13 protein-coding genes are annotated in these 18,923 nt (G+C 56.3%); 4 read left to right on the top strand and 9 right to left on the bottom strand.

Features of this window, described 5'->3' with window-relative positions; all coding sequences use genetic code 11:
- Window positions 1-273: 273 nt before the first annotated feature.
- Together V2S86_RS04875 and chaB are read right to left on the bottom strand one after the other, a co-directional pair.
- Window positions 274-969, bottom strand: coding sequence for a gamma-glutamylcyclotransferase (locus V2S86_RS04875; protein ID WP_006321352.1), 696 nt, complete (start codon window positions 967-969; stop codon window positions 274-276).
- Window positions 970-1,355: 386 nt separating this feature from the next.
- Window positions 1,356-1,583 (bottom strand): putative cation transport regulator ChaB, encoded by a 228-nt coding sequence (gene chaB / locus V2S86_RS04870; RefSeq protein WP_330761474.1) that lies wholly within the window; start codon window positions 1,581-1,583, stop codon window positions 1,356-1,358.
- 130 nt (window positions 1,584-1,713) lie between these two features.
- On the opposite strand from chaB, the gene V2S86_RS04865 reads away from it, so the two are divergent.
- Window positions 1,714-2,532 carry a siderophore-interacting protein gene (locus tag V2S86_RS04865; protein WP_330761473.1) on the top strand — a complete coding sequence of 273 codons (819 nt, stop codon included), beginning with the start codon at window positions 1,714-1,716 and terminating at the stop codon, window positions 2,530-2,532.
- A gap of 497 nt (window positions 2,533-3,029) precedes the next feature.
- Window positions 3,030-4,130 carry a sodium-potassium/proton antiporter ChaA gene (gene chaA, locus V2S86_RS04860; protein WP_330761472.1) on the top strand — a complete coding sequence of 367 codons (1,101 nt, stop codon included), beginning with the start codon at window positions 3,030-3,032 and terminating at the stop codon, window positions 4,128-4,130.
- Between the two features lie 57 nt (window positions 4,131-4,187).
- On the opposite strand, the gene lpxO is transcribed toward chaA, so the two are convergent.
- The 3 genes from lpxO to pqqU all read right to left on the bottom strand — a co-directional run bounded on the left by lpxO (window position 4,188) and on the right by pqqU (window position 8,974).
- Window positions 4,188-5,090: a lipid A hydroxylase LpxO gene (gene lpxO, locus V2S86_RS04855; RefSeq protein ID WP_004945898.1), complete on the bottom strand. Its 903-nt coding sequence runs from the start codon at window positions 5,088-5,090 to the stop codon at window positions 4,188-4,190.
- A gap of 231 nt (window positions 5,091-5,321) precedes the next feature.
- Entirely contained in the window at window positions 5,322-6,107 is a 786-nt protein-coding gene (gene phoH / locus V2S86_RS04850) for a phosphate starvation-inducible protein PhoH (RefSeq protein WP_004945903.1), read from the bottom strand.
- Between the two features lie 719 nt (window positions 6,108-6,826).
- A complete protein-coding gene (pqqU, locus tag V2S86_RS04845; RefSeq protein WP_330761471.1) occupies window positions 6,827-8,974 on the bottom strand; it encodes a TonB-dependent receptor PqqU in 2,148 nt (715 codons plus the stop codon).
- Here pqqU and V2S86_RS04840 point away from each other — a divergent pair.
- Window positions 8,937-9,305 (top strand): hypothetical protein, encoded by a 369-nt coding sequence (locus V2S86_RS04840; RefSeq protein ID WP_330761470.1) that lies wholly within the window; start codon window positions 8,937-8,939, stop codon window positions 9,303-9,305. The genes pqqU and V2S86_RS04840 overlap by 38 nt on opposite strands.
- A 6-nt stretch (window positions 9,306-9,311) precedes the next feature.
- Here the strand turns inward: V2S86_RS04840 and efeB are convergent, their stop codons facing one another.
- The 4 genes from efeB to putP form a co-directional block, all read right to left on the bottom strand.
- A complete protein-coding gene (gene efeB, locus V2S86_RS04835; protein WP_330761469.1) occupies window positions 9,312-10,610 on the bottom strand; it encodes an iron uptake transporter deferrochelatase/peroxidase subunit in 1,299 nt (432 codons plus the stop codon).
- 10 nt (window positions 10,611-10,620) lie between these two features.
- The gene (gene efeO / locus V2S86_RS04830) at window positions 10,621-11,751 is read right to left on the bottom strand and encodes an iron uptake system protein EfeO (protein WP_330761468.1); all 1,131 of its coding nucleotides are present in this window, start codon (window positions 11,749-11,751) and stop codon (window positions 10,621-10,623) included.
- Window positions 11,752-11,770: 19 nt separating this feature from the next.
- A complete protein-coding gene (gene efeU, locus V2S86_RS04825; RefSeq protein WP_006321371.1) occupies window positions 11,771-12,616 on the bottom strand; it encodes an iron uptake transporter permease EfeU in 846 nt (281 codons plus the stop codon).
- A 250-nt stretch (window positions 12,617-12,866) separates the two neighbouring features.
- Window positions 12,867-14,351, bottom strand: coding sequence for a sodium/proline symporter PutP (gene putP / locus V2S86_RS04820; protein ID WP_063201931.1), 1,485 nt, complete (start codon window positions 14,349-14,351; stop codon window positions 12,867-12,869).
- A gap of 556 nt (window positions 14,352-14,907) precedes the next feature.
- Between putP and putA the strand changes: the two genes are divergently transcribed.
- A complete protein-coding gene (gene putA / locus V2S86_RS04815; RefSeq protein WP_330761467.1) occupies window positions 14,908-18,879 on the top strand; it encodes a trifunctional transcriptional regulator/proline dehydrogenase/L-glutamate gamma-semialdehyde dehydrogenase in 3,972 nt (1,323 codons plus the stop codon).
- Window positions 18,880-18,923: the final 44 nt, after the last annotated feature.

The raw sequence follows: 18,923 nt of genomic DNA, 5'->3' as shown, positions 1-18,923 counted from the left end.
AACGACAGTGATACTGAGTCTGGCGGGAGGGAACAAATAAGAAATAACCTTTACTTATGCATTTTCATGCTAAGTGGATTTTTCACGGCCGTGAATTAACCGTTTCTTCAAGATAAAATAACGAACATGTTTAAAATTAATAAGATATAAAACCACTCATTAACTGTGGATTAAATATGTCTGCGAAATAAAGTTATTAAATATAGGCATTGGATATATAAAAAAGGGCCCTGCACGCAGAGCCCGTTTGGAAAGGGTGTTTCGGCCGAGAGATCAGGCGGTCGCTTCGCCGCCAATAGGACCGGACGTGTTCTGTTGCAGCCACTGCTGCACATAGTTGACCAAATCGCCGATGCAGTCATCTTTCATACCGTGATTTTTCAGCTCGTTATCCAGTGCAAACAGGTATTGTGCGTTGGTGCCCAACGGCCCGCTGGCACTGGCGATCAACGGCGCTATCACCTGATGGCTGGTGTCTTCTTCAAACAGGGGGTGCTGAGGGTTCATCACGAATACCAACGCAGTGACCACTTCGCCATCGGCAAGCTGGAGATCGCACCAGGTCGGCAGATAACAGCCGGTCACCATTTCGCGTTTCCACAGCAGCTCCAGCTCTTCACGCAGCTTCTCTTCCGGCAGGCGGAACGCCAGCCCGGTAGTATGGCCGCCCTCTTTCAGCGCCAGCATGCGTCCTGGCTGATGCAGGGTGCCGCGCCCGGCGGTTAACCGCAGGCAAAACGCACGGTGCCATCCCTGCAGCGTGGCCGGACGCACCTCTTCGGATTCGAATACCGGGTTCCACATCAGCGAGCCATAACCGAATACCCACACCGGGCTGTTATCCGGACGACGGGATAAAGTACAATTCAGCGAGGCCGCACGCTGCTCTGATGTCAGTAACAGCGACTCCTCAATGGTGCCGAATGCTGTTTTGCAATCTGCCTTTTGCAGAAAATCTCGCGTTAACACCTTAACAACCTCCTGGGAATAAGCGACTCATACTCCCTCGCCACTGCGGTCTCTGGAATTTTTATTTATTGGATGCGGAATTTTATTAATTCAATATACCCAAAATAATTGGAGTTGCATCAAGGCGGCAAGATCGCAAATCCCCGGGAGCTTAGTAAACTAAGTGACTGGGGTGCGCGGACGCAGCCAACACAGATGCAGTTTCAAGTATGAAGGGTATAGTCACTCCACGATAATAATGACCTTATTCTTTTCTCGATCCGCAATCAAGTTTCAAAACGTAGATAAAGTGAAAAAGTATTTGTACGCGAGAGCAATAATATTAATTGCATGCTTAGCTATGCAGATATTGTGATTTTCCCGGCACCTTATGCCGGGATTTAAGGTTACTTTTTGTGCCAATGATCGTCGTCGCCTTTGCGATAGGTCTGCTTCACCGCCGCCCAGGCGACTTTATGCGCCGTTTCTTCGCGGCTGTCATCGCCGCGACGGTCATCCGGATCCCGATATTGATCCCAGGCGCTGTTAAACGCTTCCTTATAGATCTCTTGTGCATGATCCGGCAGCACATTTTTCACATTGTCGGGTAAGGCACTCTTACTTTTATAAGGCATAACTTTTCTCCCGTAACGACATATGAACTTATAAGCCTAGTCAATACCAACGGTGACCTCAACCAGCAAACGATTCTCATTATCAAATGACATGATATACTCGGCGCCAAACGAACATAAGGAGATCACCGTGAATACCGATGCCCCCCGCTCGCGCGCGCCTTACCTGATTGAAGTCGTCGCTGTCCGTGACATTACGCCACATCTGCGCCGCATCACCTTTAGCGCGCCAGACCTGCGCCATTACCCGGCGCAAGCCGCTGCCGCGCACATCAAGGTTTTCCTGCCGCTCGCAGGCCAACGGCAACCGGACCTCCCAACGTTGACCGCTAACGGCCCGGTTTGGGCGGCGGATGCGGTACGCCCGATTATCCGCACTTATTCGGTGCGCGCCGTGCGCCCGGAACTGGCCGAGATCGACATCGAATTCGCCATCCACGATCATAGCGGCCCGGCGGTCAACTTTGCGCGCCAGGCTAAAGCAGGCGATAAAATTGGCATCAGCAACCCTGGAGGCCCCAAACCGATGCTGCCGCCGGCCGATTTCTACTGCCTGGCCGGAGACCCTTCATCTTTACCCGCGCTGGCCGCGTTGCTGGAACGGCTACCGGCGAGCAGTGAAGGCCATGCTTTTATCCGCGTGGATACTGCCGCCGATGTTATCAGCCTGAAAAAACCGGCCGGCGTCGAGCTGAATTGGATTGTCGGCGGCACGGAGAAAACGCCGGAACTGATAACCCAATTTTGCGCCTTGCCCCTGCCGCAGGCCGCAACCCAGTTCTGGCTGGCGGGTGAAGATCGCCTGGTGGTCGAGCTGCGTCGCTACCTGCGCCGCGATCGTCAATGTGACCGTAATCAGCTTTATGCCGTACCTTACTGGCGTGAAGGGTTAAATGAAGAGGGTTATCATAATAAACGGCATGAAATCATGGATAATATTGACGATTAATGGGAATTTTCTCCTTTATTAACCATGCAATGCGAGGGTAATTGCAATTTACGCGCCATTGATGCGAAAAATCAAACCCACAACGTAAAAGTAAGTAAATAAAACCGCATCAGATGCGGTTTTTTTGTTAACCTTGTCACACATACCCAAAATAATTCGAGTCGCATCGCGGCGGCAAGTGAGCGAGGCCCGATGAGCTTACTCAAGTAAGTGATTCGGGTGAGAAAACGCAGCCAACAAAGATGCTGCTTGAAAGATGAAGGGGATAAAGCAAGCAATTGTTTTTTCGAGTAACACAACATCACATCATTACCCGACACAAGACACAGGGTGTATCCTATTATTATTAAATATAAATATACCCAATGGATTTCAAACTGCGGCCAGCAATGCGGCAGCGTGAAAGGCGTCGGGTAGACATTCTGGATACGCGAGTTGCCGTGCTACGGCAGTCAGCGATGACGGGTCCACGCTGTTTGAGAAGGAGTACCATCAAAATGAAGTCGCAACACGATCCTGGCCGATCCAAATCCCGCCACACCGAATACTCGCTGATTTTCCCCATCGCCGCCCTGGTAGTTCTGAATCTGTGGGGCAGCACCAGCAACTTTCCTTTAATCGTCGGCATTAACCTCATCGCCCTGATCGGTATTCTCAGCAGCGCCTTTAGCGTGGTACGCCATGCGGACGTGCTGGCTCATCGTTTGGGGGAACCCTACGGCTCGCTGATCCTCAGCCTGTCGGTCGTTATTCTCGAAGTGAGCCTGATTTCGGCGCTGATGGCGACCGGCGACGCGGCCCCGGCGCTGATGCGCGATACGCTTTATTCCATCATCATGATCGTTACCGCCGGCTTGGTGGGTGTCGCTTTGCTGCTCGGTGGCCGCAAATTCGCCACCCAGTACGTCAACCTTGGCGGCATCAAACAGTACCTGATGGCGATTTTCCCGCTGGCGATCATCGTTCTGGTGTTCCCGAGCGCGTTGCCGGGCGGCAACTTCAGCACCGGTCAGGCACTGTTGGTCGCGGTGATTTCCGCAGCGATGTATGGCGTGTTCCTGGTGATCCAGACCAAAACCCACCAAAGCCTGTTCGTATACGAGCATGAAGATGACGACGGCGACCCGCACCACGGCAAGCCTTCCTCACACAGCAGCGCCTGGCATGCGGCCTGGCTGATCGTGCATCTGGTTGCGGTAATTGCGGTGACCAAATTCAACGCCAACCCGCTGGAAGGTTTGCTGACCAAAGTGAATGCCCCAGCGCAGTTTACCGGTTTCCTGGTAGCGCTGCTGATCCTGTCGCCGGAAGGTCTGGGTGCCCTGCGGGCAGTGTTGAACAATCAGGTGCAGCGCGCCATGAACCTGTTCTTCGGTTCGGTATTGGCGACCATTTCCCTGACGGTGCCGGCGGTAACCATCATCGCCACCCTCACCGGCCAGACGCTGATCTTCGGCTTGCAAACGCCGCATATCGTGGTGATGCTGACGGTCTTGCTGCTGTGCCAGCTGTCGTTCTCCACCGGCCGCACCAACGTGCTGAACGGTACCGCACACCTGGCGCTGTTTGCCGCCTACATGATGACCATCTTTTCCTGAATGACCGAGGGGCGCACGCTGCGCCCCTCTTCTTATACCGCCTTGCGTCGCCAGGATTTATACCGCGAAGAAAATGCCCGCCGCGATCCCGCCGAACAGAATCCATTTAATGATGTAATAACCGGTGCGGTTCCACGCCTTTAACCGTTTCCCCACTTTGCGCACCGCATAAATATACTTGAACAGCTTGTTAACACCCCCGGTACGATCGCCCTCTTCGTTTGGCGCAGTGGCCGCACTCATCAGGTTACGCCCCAGCCAATGGTTGACGCTCTGCGCCCAGCGATAACGCATCGGCCTCTCGATATCGCAAAACAGAATCAGTCGGTTTTGGCCGCTCTGGTTTTCGGCGTAATGCAGATAGGTTTCATCAAACATCACCCCTTCTCCGTCACGCCAGCTGTAACGTTCGCCGTCGACTTCAATAAAACAGCGATCGTCATTGGGCGTAATCAACCCCAGATGGTAACGCAGCGAACCGGCGTAGGGGTCACGGTGGCGCGGCAGGCGGCTGCCGTCCGGCAGTTCGGCAAACATCGCCGCCTTGACCGAAGGCAGGCTGCGCAGCAGCGCGGTGGTCTGTGGGCACAGGCTCATCGCCGACGGATGGTTGTCTTCATACCATTTCAAATAAAAACGCTTCCAACCGGTTTTGAAAAACGAGTTGAAGCCGGCATCGTTGAATTGATCCGAAGCTTTAATTTGCTGGATCGCCATCAACTGCTGCCCTTCGTCGCGAATGGTTTGCCAATTATCCCGCAGCACCGCCAGTTCGGGAAACTGCTCCGGCTGCAGGTAAGGCGTTATCGGCGCGCGTGAGAACAGATACATAAAAACGTTTAGCGGCGCGGTAAAGGTGGAATGATCGGAAAGTTGCCGCCAGAAGGTATAACGCACCCGGCCGCGATAATGGATATAGACCACACATAAAATAAATAAAATTAAAATAATATATTTCATGACTGAACCACTGTGAGAAGCCCAACACCTGTGCGCCAAACCGGCGCACAACGCCACTATTCCGTTTGCCAGATAAAGACTGGCGCCCATTTGGAACACCACTAATCATTAACGTTAATGCAACGAAAATCCATACAAAAACCGACAATAATTTACATAACGGATTGGCGGGTGGGGATTCGCGGCAGAAAAGAAAAAGGCCGCCGAAGCGGCCTCGTCGTAGCAGGCAGGTTAACTGTAGGCGTTGAGCGTGCGCTGGCACAGGGCGGAGCGGACGCAGTCTTGTTTATCAAAGCGGATGATGCCGATCATTTCATCCTCTTCGAAGCGCTCCATCGCATCGCTGAGGCCGGATTTCACGCCGCGCGGTAAATCGCACTGGGTTACGTCACCATTGACGATTACCGTTACGTTCTCACCCAAACGGGTCAGGAACATCTTCATCTGACTGGCGGTGACGTTCTGGGCTTCATCCAGGATAACGACCGCATTTTCGAAGGTACGCCCGCGCATGTAGGCGAAAGGCGCGATCTCTACCTTGCCGATTTCCGGGCGCAGGCAGTATTGCATAAAGGACGATCCCAAGCGGCGCACCAGAATGTCATACACCGGGCGGAAATAAGGGGCGAACTTCTCAGAAATATCCCCGGGCAAGAAACCGAGGTCTTCATCCGCCTGTAAAACCGGACGCGTAACAATAATCCGATCCACTTCTTTATGTATAAGGGCTTCTGCCGCCTTCGCGGCGCTGATGAATGTTTTGCCGCAACCGGCTTCGCCGGTGGCAAATATCAACTGCTTTTTATCTATGGCGATTAAGTAATGACCCTGAGCTTCGGTTCTAGCCTCGATGGGAGAGCTATCGCGCTTGTCTCGCGCCATGCCGATAGACTCAACTCCACCCATTTGTACCAGCGAGGTTACGGACTCTTCTTCCAGCTGGCGATGACTACGAGCGTCACGACGAATAACGCGTTTCGCTTCACGACGTGCTTTGATCACTGCTTTTTGTCTCATAGTGGCACCTTACAGTTTGTTTCACCTACCGCAGCGGTCTGGCCGCGCGATTATGTTTCACACACGGATTAGGTTTTGGCTTCCTTTCGAGCCAATAAAAGCCAATAGACGAAGTGAATACGCGGGCGTTGTAGCGCACCGTTTTTTCACGGGAGAACGCGGTTGCGTAATTAATTGTGGAGTAAAAAGTGACAAGAATTTGTCATGCCGAGAATGCGGAGTTGCCGGGAAAAGAGAGTCGGAGAGAGAACCCTCGTTACAACGAGAAATCAGAGAAGGTGTATTGTTTTTTCTTTCCAGCCCAACCAAGGACTTTACCATTAGCGATCCCCGCAGTGTTATTTACAGCTTCCGCTGTGCACCTTGTGAAAACTACCGCCAGATGATTACAGTATAATGACATTCAAACCCATCGCGTTACTAAAATGTAAAAATTTTTAATCTTTTTTGTTTTCAGATAGCGCCAGGACACTATATCACGCCGTTTACGCCATTCCAGAGAAATTTTATCACCCAGCCAGATCAAATAGTTATGATTTAAAATGCCGGATGACATTTTGGTTTCCTGATTAAATTTTGCGCAAACAAAAACGCGTTTTTATCCGCAATGTCAGCGCCCCGCCTTCCTCCTGCCGCTGTACTTTATTAATAAAAAAGGCGGGAAATCTCCCGCCCTGAAGTACTGAGTATACTCGCCCAGCGCTGGGCCGAAAATGCCTTTACTCGAAGGAGTAAGAAACACTCACGCCGCCGCCCCAGTTCCTGCCCGGTGCCGGTTCGTAATAACGGCCGTTGCCTTCATTAACGATGACCGAGCCAACGTATTGGCGGTCAAACAGGTTGTCCACGCGGCCGAAAACGTTAAGCATCCAGTTCCCTACCGGGTAGCGGTAGCCGGTATTCAACCCCACGGTGGTATAGGACGGTGCCTGTTCGGTGTTTTCATCATTCACCTGGATATCGCTCATATAACGCACCTCCGCACCGGCATACCAGCCTTCCGGCGGGGCCCAGGCAAAGGAAGCGAACCCCATATTGCGTGCGATGCCCGGCATGCGGTTGCCGCTTGGCACTTTATTGGCCTCCGTACACTGGCTATCGCCGCACACGTCATCACGGTAGCGCGCATCCAGCAGCGTCCAGGCCAATTGCAGCCGCCAATCGTAGGCAAACTGCTGGTCCAGCGCCAACTCCAGCCCGCGCCGACGGGTCTGCCCGGCGTTTTTGTAGCTGGTGCGCCCGTTGCTGCTCTCATCGACGACAATTTCATTCTTGGTGTCGGTCTGGAAAACGGCGGCGGTCAACAACCCGTTGCCGATACGCGTTTTGCTGCCAAACTCCACCGTATCGCTGGTTGCCGGTTTCAGGCCGAAATTGAGCCCGCTTTGGTCGCCGGGGCGATAGGACAACTCGTTGATGGTCGGGGTCTCGAAACCGCGGCCGGCGGACAAGTACAGATTCCAGCCGCTGCTGACGGCATAATTGAGGGAGCCGGCCGGCAACCACTGATGGTAGCTGGCGCTGCCGCTGTCATCGCCATTGCTGCCAGTGACATAGTGATCGTTGGAATCGAAATTGACGGTGCTGTAACGCGCACCGGCATCCAGCGTCAGTCGCGGGGTCAGCTTCCATGAAGTTTGCAGATAAGGGTCCAGATTCCACATCAGGTTGCGCTCGTTGCGGCGCAGAGCGCCCTGGGTGCCCAATTCGGTCACGCCGTTGGACTGGGTAAAGTTTTCATACCCTTTACGCTGTTCGGTCATGGTTTCATAGTCCAGACCGCCGGTCAGGGTGTAAGGCACCGCCACCAGTTCGCCACGGTGGGTCCAGCGCGTATCAATCCCCTGATAATGACGCGTCAGGTCAATCACCCCGCCCGGGTGCTGCGCGCTGCGCTGCTGTACCGCAACCGGGATCGATTGATATTGGGTGGTTTCGCGCTCGCCGGCGTACATCATGACGCTCAGGTCATCATTAGCCCCCATCTGACGCTCATAGTGCAAGCCGGCCTGGGTCTGCGAGGTGGTTTTGCGCGTATTGTATTGATCGGCTCGCGGTGCCTGGCGTGGATTGTCGTGCCATTCGGCAGACGTCAGGCCGCCGGGGTCGTTGGCATGGATATCCACGCTGTTGAACAACAGCGTAAGCGTGCTGACATCGTCGATACGCACGCCCAGCTTGGCGTTGCCGAGGTTTTTTTGCGCGCCGCTGTGGTCGCGGAACCCTTGAGTGGTAAAACGGGTGCCGGAAATGGTGTAGTTGACGTCGCCGGCATGGCTGCCATCCCCGGTCGCCCCGGTGGCTTTAACGCCATAGCGCCAGGTGCCGTAGCTGCCAAAATAGCTGCTCGCCTCAAGGCGATTGGGCTGTTGGCCGGTTTCGGTTTCCACGTTCACCATGCCGCCGGAGGAGTTGCCGTAAAGCGCGGAAAACGGCCCACGCAGCACTTCCACCTTGTCGACCGAGTTCAGGTCGATATTGGAGGTTTGCCCCTGCCCATCCGGCATGGTGGCCGGAATGCCATCCACATAAATCCGCACGCCGCGCACACCATACATAGAACGAGAACCAAAGCCCCGAACCGATAGCTGCAAATCTTGCGCATAATTCTGGCGGTTCTGAATTTGCAGGCCAGGAACGCTGCCCAGGCTTTCAGACAGGTTGATCTGAGGCTTGGCATCACGGATCTGATCGCCGTTCACCACGCTGACGGCGGCGGGCGTCGACAGTTCGGAAAGGCCGCTGCGTTTGGCGGTCACCACCATAATCTGTTCCCCATCTTTGTCCTGCGCATAGCAGAATGACAGGGGCAATAAGGCAGGAATAACGATGGCGGACGCCAGCGTATTTTTACGGGTGTTTTTCATCAGGAGAATGCCGTTAAAGGGATCGGGAAATCTGAACCGTCTGGAACAAAATGGCTGGTATGCTAATACGTTTAACAAACAAATGAAAACAGTTATATCCATCATAATTGAAGCTGCATCTGTGTTGGCTGCGCCCGCGCACCCCAGTCACTTAGTTTACTCAGCTCCAGGGGATGAACGGCCTTGCCGCCGTGATGCAACTCCAATTATTTTGGGTATCGCCATAATTAAAAACCCGGATTCCCGGTTGCGCAAGGCCACAAAATATTTAAATAAGATCGGTTCGGTGCGGAGGGGCGATGAAAAAGGCGGGATGACCCCGCCAGATTGAATATGACTAGGCTTTCAGCAAACCGCTGCCAAGGTAATCATTGCCGTCTTTCACCCCCGGCAGCGCAAAGAAGTACCCGCCGCCAATTGGCTTCACGTACTCTTCCAGCGCCTCACCGTTCAGGCGTTTTTGCACCGTCAGGAAGCCTTTTTCCAGATCGGCCTGATAACAGACGAACAGCAGCCCCATTTCCAGCTGGCCGGAATTGGACACGCCTATCGAATAGCTGTAACCCCGGCGCAGCAACAAATTGCTCTGGGTCTGCGGAGTGCGTGGGTTCGCCAGGCGGATGTGCGCATCCATCGGGATGGTCTTACCCTCGGGATCTTTAGCGTAGTCCGGCTCGTCGTGCTCATGCTTCATGCCGAGCGGCGCGCCGCTGTGCTTTTCACGGCCAAAGATGGTTTGCTGTTCCTGCAACGGCGTCCGGTCCCAGAACTCGACGTGGAAACGGATAATCCGCAGCGCCTGATAGCTGCCGCCTACCGCCCAGGCAGGTTCCCCGACGTTATCCGCCACCCACACCACCTGATCCATCAACGACTTGTCGCTGGTTTTCGGGTTGGCGGTGCCGTCTTTAAAGCCCAACAGGTTGATCGGCGTTTCTTTGCCTTTGCTGCGCGCGGCATGGGCGGAAATAAAACCTTCCCGCTTCCAGCGCACGCTGAGCAAGTCCGGCGAATGCTTGATGATATCGCGCAGCGCGTGAATAACCGTTTCATTGGTGTTGGCGCAAATTTGCAACACCAGATCGCCATGACACAGGCTGGCGTCCAGTGAGTCATTAGGAAAGCGCGTCATCTTTTGCAGCCGCAGCGGTTTTTGCGCCTGCAAGCCAAAACGTTCGTCAAACAGCGAGGTACCCACTGAGACAGTGATGGTCAGGTTGTCCGGGTAAATCTCCGGCCCCATGATGCCCGAATCGAGCGGCGGCAGCTTGGGATCAACCTCCGGCGCTTTGCCGCCGCTGGTAAGAAACGCAATGCGGTTTGTCAGCAAGCGGAACAGGCGTTCCAGATCCTGCTTGTTGCTTGCCAGTACGTCAAAGGCCACCAGCATCATCGCCGCCTGCTGCGCTGTGAGGATCCCGCCCTGATGCACGCCATAGAACGGCTGTTTCTGCCAGCGTTCGTCCTGCGGCGTCGCCAGCGCATCGGCGCCCTTCTCCGTTGCCTGCGTCAAACGGCTGCTGCCCAGCGCCAGAACACCCAGCCCCAACCCCTGCAGCAAACGACGGCGCGACGGTGACGCCGCGCCTGTTGATTGCGGATGCGGCCCGTTGCCCGGGCCGATCTTGTTACTCATAGTGCTTGCCTCAATCCAGACCCAATACGCCACGCAGTTGTGACAGGTCTTCCGCCAGGGTAGTGATCGGCCCTTTCATGGCATTACGATCGGCGTCGGTCAGCTTCTCGTAAGACTCATAGCCGTCTTTGGTTTTGTATTTCGCCAAAATGCCATCAACGGTTTTGAAGTTGGCGTCAATCTTGTCAAGCAAGGGTTTGTTGGCCTTAACCAGCAGCGGACGCAGCAGGTTAACGATTTTTTGCGCACCGTCGACGTTGGCCTGGAAATCCCACAGGTCGGTACGGCTGTAACGGTCTTCTTCACCGCTGATTTTGCTCGCCGCCACTTCCTCGATCAGGCCGGCCGCGCCACCCACTACCTTGCTTGGCGGGAAGGTCAGATCGCTCACGCGCTTTTGCAATTCAACGGTGTCGTTGTACAGGCGATCGGCGTATTTGCTCATGTCCTTGGTGGTGTTGTCGGCAAACAGCGCTTTCTCCAGACGGTGGAAACCGGTGAAATTCGGATCTTCGGCTTTCTTCTCGTAGTCGTCTTCACGGGCGTCAATGCTGCCGTCCAGATCGGAGAACAGTTCGGCGATCGGCTCAATACGCTCGTAGTGTTGGCGGGTCGGCGCATAGAGTTTGCGCGCTTGCGCGACATCGCCGGCTTTGACCGCGTCGGTGAACAGCTTGGTCTGCTTGACCAGCCCTTCCACTTCTTTAGTGACGTAAACCTTGTACTCGGCAATCGGGCCAACCAGATCCAGCGCGTTAGGTTTGCCGTCGGTAGCCGCACCCGCCGTAACGGTCAGTTTGCCTTTCGGGTTGCTGAGCAGCCCGCAGGTCATATCGTATTCACCCGCTTCCAGATTGGCGGTCATCTTCTGGGTGAAGCCCGGCGCGATGTTTTCGCGCTCCTCCACCACCATGACCCCTTTCAGGATTTCCCATTCCACGTTTTTCTGACTGGTGTTGTGCACCACAAACTGGGTTTTGCCGGCCGGCACGGTCAGTTGCATCGGCTCGCACTGCTTGTCGTTAACGGTAATCTTCACCTGCGGCACGTCCGCCGCCAGGGCATCGATGCTCAGCGCGAACGCCGGGATAGCCAGTAATGCTGCGTGCAACGCCTTGCGGCGGAATAACGGAGTAGACATACAAGATTCCCTATTAAAATTAATGATTGATTTTACGTTGCGCCGAAACCGCTGCCGGCTCCGCACGCTGCGGCAGGAAAAAGAAAATCAGCGCCGGGATCAGATACAGGAAATAGACCGCCACTTCGCTCACCGTCGGCGCTTCCTGGTAACCGAAGATGCCTTCGAGCAGGGTGCCAAACAGCGAATGGGTGGACAGATGGTTGCTGAGATCAAACGCGATATCCTGGAAATGGTTCCACAGCCCGGCCTCGTGGAAAGCGCGGATCGCACCGGCAGCCAGGCCGGCGGCAACGAACAGAATAAACAGGCTGGTCCATTTGAAGAATTTGGCCAGATGCAGCTTCACGCCGCCCCAGTAGAGCGCCATGCCGAGCACGATGGCGGCGACCAGGCCGAGCACTGCGCCAATCGGCGCTTCAATACCGACGTCCTGCTGGAAGGCCGCCAGCAGGAAAAACACCGACTCAAGCCCTTCGCGGGCCACGGCGAAGAACACCATCGCCACCAGCGCCCAGCCCTGGCCTTTACCGGAATTGAGCGCGCTGTCGATAGCGCCTTCCAGATGCACCTTGACCGATTTGGAGACCTTACGCATCCAAAACACCATATAGGTGAGGATCAGTACCGCAATCACCGCGACGATGCCTTCGAACAGTTCCTGCTGTTTCTGCGGGAATTCGCCCGTGGTTTCATTAATGAAGATGCCGAGCGCCAGGCACAGGGCAGCGGCGACAATCACCCCTATCCACACCACGCCGAGCCATTGACCGCGCTGGGTGCGTTTCAGGTAGCTGGCGATCAGGCTGACGATCAGCGCAGCCTCCAGCCCCTCACGGAACATGATAAGGAAGGGAACAAACATGAGTAATAACCCCTAAAAAGGCTTCTGCCGCGAAGCGTCCGCACGCCAGGAATGGCCGCGGCGCCAATGTAAAGAAAAGTAAAACACAACGATAGTGATTATCATTCTGCCGAAAAGAAATACAAGGGGAGCAAGGGTGATTTTTTCTAATCAAATGTCGCGAGGTGTTTCCGGCAGATGACAGACAACGACGAAGTGAAAATGACAAAGGGCGCATTAAGCGCCCTTTAAGACTCGTGGTACGAGCGGGTTAAACCGTTTTGAACTCAGCTTCCGCCTTGTCGAAACGTTCGGTCATGGTGGCTGAAGGCTGGCGGCCCATCAGGCTCACCACCACAATAGCGATGCAGCCAAACAGGAAGCCCGGGATGATTTCATACAGATCCAGCCAGGCGAAGTGTTTCCAGACAATCACCGTCGCCGCACCAACCAGCATGCCGGCCAATGCGCCGTTGCGGGTCATGCGTGACCACATTACCGAGATCAGCACTACCGGGCCAAAGGCGGCGCCGAAGCCGGCCCAGGCATAGCTTACCAGGCCCAGTACGCGGTTTTCCGGGTTGGCGGCCAACGCGATCGCCACCAGCGCCACGACCAGCACCATGATGCGGCCGACCCACACTAACTCGCGTTGACTGGCGCCCTTACGCAGGAAAGCTTTGTACAGGTCTTCGGTAATCGCGCTTGAACACACCAGCAATTGGCAGCTCAGAGTACTCATCACCGCCGCCAGGATCGCCGACAGCAGAATGCCCGCCACCCACGGGTTGAACAAAATCATCGCCAGCTCGATAAACACGCGTTCGCCGTTTTGCGACACGTTACCCGCCTGATCCGGGTTGTTGGCGAAGTAGGCAATACCGAAGAAACCGACGGCAATGGTGCCCGCCAGGCACAGGATCATCCAGGTCATACTGATGCGACGTGCGCTGCGGATGGTGCGGTGGGAATCCGCCGCCATGAAACGCGCCAGAATGTGCGGCTGGCCGAAGTAACCCAAGCCCCAACCCAGCAGGGAAAGAATAGCCACAAAGTTCAGGCCTTTCAGCATGTCGATGTTGGCCGGGTTCTTCGCTTCAATCACCAACATCGAGGTGTCGATGCCGCCTACCGCCAGGATCACGAACACCGGCGTCAGGATCAGCGCGAAAATCATCAGACTGGCCTGCACGGTATCGGTCCAGCTCACCGCCAGGAATCCGCCGATAAAGGTATAAATGATCGTGGCTGCCGCACCGGCCCATAACGCCGTGCCGTAACTCATGCCAAAGGTGCTTTCAAACAAGCGCGCGCCGGCCACGATGCCGGATGCACAGTAGATGGTGAAGAACACCAGGATAACAATGGCGGAGATCACCCGCAGCAACTTGCTCTTGTCTTCAAAACGGCTGGTGAAATAATCCGGCAGCGTCAGGGCGTTATTGTTGGCTTCGGTATGCACACGCAGCCGCCCCGCTACCAGCTTCCAGTTGAGGTAAGCGCCGATCGTCAGGCCAATGGCTATCCAGCTTTCCGAGATACCGGACAGAAAGATGGCGCCCGGCAGGCCCATCAGCAACCAGCCACTCATATCCGATGCGCCTGCGGAGAGCGCGGTCACTACGCTGCCCAGGCTGCGACCGCCCAGAATATAGTCGTCGAAGTTATTGGTTGCCCGGTAGGCAAGCAAGCCGATTAACACCATCCCGAAGATATACACCAGGAAGGTCACCAGCATAGGTGTGCTCATTGTCATGAAATTCTCCACTCTCATTATTATTTCGCGCTGTATTGCGATATTTACTACTTGCCGATTCGCCGGAACGAGGCGAAATGGCGAACAGGCCGCGAGTGAAAGTAGTTTCCTCCCGCAATTGTCTGACCGCCGGCTATCCTAGATGACCTGTTCGTTATCCAACAAGACATTTAACAACAAAGTTACACAAAGTTTACCCTGCGTCACATTTAACCGTTTTTACGGTTGCACCACTCGACCTCAAATTCAGTTGCACCTCCTAAAACCCAGCCTTTATCCCTTCCATTACTGAGGATAACGCCCTCAGACATCAAACCTTCGCACTCCCGGCAGAGAACCCAGCAAGAATCGTGCCGGTTGACGATGTTAAAAAATCGATGGAACTCACACTTCACTCATCGGCGTGATTTAACACGGTTGCACAAAGTTGCAACATGCTGGATATTGTCTGCATTCTTCGCACCACATAACGCATGAACCTATCCCAACAGCCTATGTGGCCCGTAGTTTGTATAGCCTGATGGGATAGGTTCTTTAACACAGGAGTTGGATTGGCATGGGCACTACCACAATGGGCGTGAAGCTCGACGAGGCAACACGCGACCGGATTAAAGACGCGGCACAGCGTATCGATCGCACGCCGCACTGGCTCATCAAGCAGGCCATTTTCAATTACCTCGAGCGTCTCGAGAGCGGTTCCGATATTCCTGAAATTCCAGCGCTTGCCGCTGCGACGCAGGCCGAAGCGGACGACATTATGCCGCAAGCGCTGGAAGAGTCACACCAGCCATTCCTTGAATTTGCAGAACAAATTTTACCGCAGTCGGTCAATCGAGCCGCCATTACCGCCGCTTATCGCCGCCCGGAGACTGAAGCGGTGCCGATGTTGCTCGAACAGGCGCGATTGCCTGCCGATCTTGCCAAAGCCACCCATAAGATGGCTTACGACATCGCCGAGAAGCTACGTAACCAAAAGAGTGCAAATGGCCGCGCCGGCATGGTGCAAGGTCTGCTGCAGGAGTTCTCGCTCTCCTCGCAAGAAGGCGTGGCGCTGATGTGCCTGGCGGAAGCCCTGCTGCGCATTCCGGACAAGCCAACTCGCGATGCGCTGATCCGCGACAAAATCAGCAACGGCAACTGGCATTCCCACCTCGGCCGCAGCCCGTCGCTGTTCGTTAACGCCGCTACCTGGGGCCTGCTGTTCACCGGCAAGCTGGTGTCGACCCATAACGAAGCCAATCTGTCCCTGTCGCTGAACCGTATCATCGGCAAAAGCGGCGAACCCTTGATCCGCAAAGGCGTGGATATGGCGATGCGCCTGATGGGCGAGCAGTTCGTTACCGGCGAAACCATCGCCGAAGCGCTGGCCAATGCGCGCAAGCTTGAAGACAAAGGCTTCCGCTATTCCTACGACATGTTGGGTGAAGCCGCGCTGACCGAAGCCGACGCCCAGGCTTATCTGGTGTCCTACCAGCAGGCGATCCACGCCATCGGCAAAGCCTCTAACGGCCGCGGCATCTATGAAGGCCCGGGCATTTCGATCAAACTCTCCGCCCTGCACCCGCGTTACAGCCGCGCGCAGTACGAGCGTGTGATGGAAGAGCTATACCCGCGCCTGCTGTCGTTGACCTTGCAGGCCCGGCAGTATGACATCGGCATTAACATCGACGCCGAAGAAGCCGATCGTCTGGAGATCTCGCTCGATCTGCTGGAGAAGCTGTGCTTTGAGCCGCAGCTGGCCGGCTGGAATGGCATTGGTTTCGTGATTCAGGCTTATCAAAAACGCTGCCCGTTCGCTATCGACGCGGTTATCGACATGGCGCAACGCAGCCGCCGCCGCCTGATGATCCGCCTGGTGAAAGGCGCCTATTGGGACAGCGAGATCAAACGCGCCCAAATGGACGGGCTGGAAGGCTATCCGGTATACACCCGCAAGGTCTACACCGACGTGTCTTACCTGGCCTGCGCCCGCAAATTGCTGGCGGTGCCGAACCTGATTTATCCGCAGTTCGCCACCCATAACGCCCACACATTGAGCGCGATCTATCATCTGGCGGGCAACAACTATTATCCGGGTCAGTATGAGTTCCAATGCCTGCACGGCATGGGCGAACCGCTGTATGAGCAAGTGGTGGGCAAAGTGGCCGACGGCAAACTGAACCGCCCTTGCCGCATCTATGCGCCGGTCGGCACCCATGAAACGCTGCTGGCGTATCTGGTGCGTCGCCTGCTGGAAAACGGCGCCAACACCTCGTTCGTTAACCGCATTGCCGACGCCACGCTGCCGCTCGACGAACTGGTTGCCGATCCGGTCACCGCAGTCGAAGCCCTGGCCGCCACTGAAGGCCAGATTGGCCTGCCGCACCCGCGCATTCCGCTGCCGCGTGAGTTGTATGGCGAGAAACGCACCAACTCCAGCGGCCTGGATCTGTCCAACGAACAACGTCTGGCCTCGCTGTCCAGCGCGCTGTTGACCAGCGCTACCCAGCCATGGCGTGCAGAGCCGATTATCGACGCCGAGCTGGATCAGGGCGTGGAACAACCGGTGATTAACCCGGCCGAGCCGGGCGATGTCGTCGGTTACGTGCGTGAAGCCACCGAAGCGGAAGTCAGCCGGGCGCTCGACGCGGCCGCAGCCGCCGGCCCAATCTGGTTTGCTACCCCTCCTTCCGAACGTGCCGCCATTCTTGAGCGCGCCGCGGAACTGATGGAAGGCCAACTGCAAAGCCTGCTGGGCATTCTGGTGCGCGAAGCGGGTAAAACCTTTAACAACGCCATCGCCGAAGTGCGCGAAGCGGTCGATTTCCTGCATTACTACGCCGGCCAGGTGCGCGATGACTTCGCCAACGACAGCCATCGCCCGCTGGGGCCGGTGGTCTGTATCAGCCCGTGGAACTTCCCGCTGGCGATCTTTACCGGCCAGATTGCCGCGGCATTGGCGGCAGGTAACAGCGTGCTGGCCAAACCGGCAGAGCAAACCCCGCTGATCGCCGCACAAGCGGTGCGCATTCTGCTGGAAGCCGGCATTCCTCAGGGCGTATTGCAACTGCTGCCGGGCCAGGGTGAGAGCGTCGGTTCGGTGCTGGTCAACGACGCCCGCGTACGCGGCGTGATGTTTACCGGTTCCACCGAAGTTGCCGGTATCCTGCAACGCAGCATCGCCGGCCGTCTGGATCCGCAGGGCCGCCCAACACCATTGATCGCCGAAACCGGCGGCCTGAACGCCATGATTGTCGACTCTTCCGCCCTGACCGAACAGGTGGTGACGGACGTAGTCGCTTCAGCCTTCGACAGCGCCGGCCAGCGCTGTTCCGCACTGCGCATCCTGTGCATTCAGGAAGACGTGGCGGACCATACGCTGCAAATGTTGCGCGGCGCGATGGCCGAATGCCGCATGGGTAACCCGGAACGCCTGTCTACCGACATCGGCCCGGTGATCGACGCCGAAGCCAAAACCGGCATCGAACGCCATATCCAGGCGATGCGCGCCAAGGGACGCAAGGTCTATCAGGCGGCGAAAGGCAATGCGCAGGACGAGAAAGAGTGGTCACGCGGTACCTTCATCAAGCCGACGCTGATCGAACTGGACAGCTTCGACGAGCTGCAAAAAGAGATCTTCGGCCCGGTACTGCACGTGGTCCGCTTCCAGCGCGCCAATCTGGAGTCGCTGGTCGATCAGATCAACGCCGCCGGTTATGGCCTGACGCTGGGCATTCACACCCGCATCGATGAAACCATCGCCCGCGTCACCGATCGCGCCAAAGTGGGTAACCTGTACGTTAACCGCAACATGGTTGGCGCGGTCGTCGGCGTGCAACCCTTCGGTGGCGAAGGCCTGTCCGGCACCGGTCCGAAAGCCGGTGGCCCGCTGTATCTGTACCGCCTGCTGGCCAACCGGCCGGACGACGCCGTCCAGCGCACGCTGAACCGCCAGGACGACGAACGCCCGCTGGAGGCCACTGCGCGGCCGCTGCTGCTCAATGCCCACCAGGCACTCGAACAGTGGGCGGTTGCCGAAAAACAAAACGACCTGGCGCAGTTGGCGCAACGCTACGCCGAGCTGGGCCAGGGCGGCACCGTTCGACCGCTGCCGGGCCCGACCGGTGAACGCAACACCTACGCCCTGCTGCCGCGCGAGCGCGTGCTGTGCCTGGCGGACAACGAGGCCGATGCGCTGACGCAACTGGCCGCCGTACTGGCGGTTGGCAGCAGCGTGCTGTGGCCGGAAGCCGAATTGCAGCGCACGCTATACCGCCGCCTGCCGACGGCGGTTCAGGCACAAATCAGCTTCAGCAAGGACTGGCAGCAGGATAAGGTGGAATTCGACGCCGCCATTTACCACGGCGACGCCGATCAACTGCGGACCCTGTGTGAGCAGATCGCCCAACGCAGCGGCGCGATCGTCTCGGTACAGGGCTTTGCCCACGGCGAAACCAACATCCTGTTGGAACGCCTGCTGATCGAACGTTCGCTCAGCGTCAACACCGCCGCCGCCGGCGGTAACGCCAGCCTGATGACCATCGGTTAACGTTTAAAGAGGGATTGCAGCCGTTTGTAATCCACTCTGCTATC

The sequence above is a fragment of the Serratia sp. C2(1) genome, assembly GCF_036352655.1.
Classification (GTDB): Bacteria; Pseudomonadota; Gammaproteobacteria; order Enterobacterales; family Enterobacteriaceae; genus Serratia; species Serratia inhibens.
This window is presented reverse-complemented; position numbering and strand designations above follow the sequence as displayed.